Genomic DNA, 2136 nt, shown 5'->3' on the forward strand with positions numbered 1-2136 from the left:
CGCACCAATTATCGGGCGGCATGCGGCAGCGCATCATGATCGCGATCGCTCTTGCCTGCGAGCCCAAGCTGATCATCGCGGACGAACCGACGACAGCGCTCGACGTCACTATTCAAGCGCAGATCCTCGAATTGATGAAACAGCTGACGCAGCGGCTCGAGGTGGCGCTGATCATCATTACGCACAATCTCGGCGTCGTCGCGCGCTATGCCAATCGCGTCAATGTCATGTACGCCGGCCGCATCGTCGAGAACGGCCCGGCGGCTGAAATATACCACAATCCCCGGCATCCCTACACGATGGCCCTGCTGCGCTCGGTGCCCCGGCTCGACCGGCCGCGCCAGGCGCGGCTCGATCCGGTGAAGGGGCAGCCGCCCGATCTGACCCGGCTCGATGCCGGTTGCTCGTTCCGGCCGCGCTGCCGATTTGCCGTCGAGGCCTGCGCCGTATCGCGACCGGCGCTGCAACCGGCGGCCGGCGGCCGGCACTTCGCGGCGTGTTTCCGCAGCAGCGAGATTGCGATCGAGAGCGCGGCATCGACGCGGCGGTTGGAGCCGGCCGGCAGCCTGGCTAATACCTGATTCATGTTTCGCGGCGAGAGACGCAAATGAGGATTGGCATTTGGTGGTCGGCGGTGGCCCTGGGCGCGGTCGCGCTCGGGGCCGCGGCCCTGGCGGTGCCACCCGGCGACGAGGAGGCGCCCGCGAAGCGCGGCGGGGTGTTGACCTATACGATCCCAGCGGATGCGCCGCCGAGCTTTGATGGTCACCGCGAACAGACGTTCGCGACCCTGCATTCGGCGGCGCCGTTCTACAGCGTACTGATCCGCATAAATCCGGAGAACCCTTCCTCGACAACCGATTTCGTGTGCGATCTGTGCACTGCGATGCCGAAGCCAACGGATGGCGGCAAGACCTACACCTTCAAGATCCGCGACGGGGTCAAATTCCACGACGGCTCGCCCCTGACCGCCGCCGATATCGCCAAGAGCTGGGATATGATCATCCATCCCCCGAAGGGGATGCTGAGCCCGCGCGAGAGCTGGTACGAGATGGTCGACACGGTCGAGGCGCCCGATCCTTCGACTGTCGTCTTCCACCTCAAATTCGCCACCGACGCGTTTCTGCCGGCGCTCGCCGACCCGTTCGCCTTTATCTATAAGAAGGAAATTCTCGATAGCGACCCGCGCTGGTACGAGAAGAACATCTTCGGCTCGGGCCCATTCAAATTCGCCGAATTCGAAACCGGGCAGTCGATCAGCGGAGTGCGAAATCCCGATTACTATCGCAAGGGGCTGCCCTATCTCGACGGGTTCAAGGCGATCTATGCCGATAAGCAGGCGGTGAGACTCGACGCGATACGCGCGGATCGCGCAGCAATTGAATTCCGCGGCCTTCCGCCAGCGGCACGCGACGAGCTCGTCAAGGCGTTGGGTGACAAGATAACGGTGCAGGAGAGCGACTGGAATTGCGGCAACCTGGTGACACCGAACCACAAGAAAAAACCCTTCGACGATCCCCGCGTCCGCCGCGCGCTTTCTTTTGCCATTGATCGTTGGCACGGCGGACCGGCATTGTCGAAGATCGCCAATGTGCGCACTGTCGGCGGCATCGTGTTCCCCGCCTCGCCACTGGCCGCGACCAAGGAGGAATTGCAGCAGGTCGCGGGCTTCTGGCCCGACATCGAGAAATCGCGGGCGGAGGCCAAGCGTCTGCTGAAGGAAGCGGGCGCCGAGGGGCTCTCCTTCGAGCTTTTGAACCGCAGCGTCGACCAGCCCTACAAATATGTCGGCACTTGGCTGGTCGATGAATGGAGCAAGATCGGGCTGCACGTCACGCAGCGGGTCATGCCCACGGGCCCCGAATTGGAAGCGTTGCGCAGTGGCAATTTCGAGGTCGCGCTGATCGCCAATTGCCGGGGAGTGCCCAACCCGCTATTGGACGTGCAGACGTATCTGCCAAACTATGCCGGGTCCTACGGTTATTACGACGACCCGGACGAGCTCGCTCTTTACGAGAAGATGCTGCGCGAGACAGATTTCGACAAGCAGCGCGCGTTGATGCGCCAATTCGAGAAATACGTGGTCGATGATCAGGCGCACCAGATCTGGATAGTATGGTGGAACCGGATCGTTCC

At 62.6% G+C, this 2136-nt stretch carries 1 protein-coding gene and 1 pseudogene; both read left to right on the forward strand.

Going from position 1 to position 2136, the window contains the following annotated elements; genetic code table 11:
- Positions 1–443: pseudogene (locus JOY90_RS04480) on the forward strand (oligopeptide/dipeptide ABC transporter ATP-binding protein); the annotation flags it as partial.
- Between the two features lie 164 nt (positions 444–607).
- A partial coding sequence (locus JOY90_RS04485; RefSeq protein WP_291689950.1) for an ABC transporter substrate-binding protein occupies positions 608–2136 on the forward strand: 1529 nt, incomplete at its 3' end.

This window comes from Bradyrhizobium sp. (genome assembly GCF_019242285.1).
Taxonomy (GTDB): Bacteria; Pseudomonadota; Alphaproteobacteria; order Rhizobiales; family Xanthobacteraceae; genus Bradyrhizobium.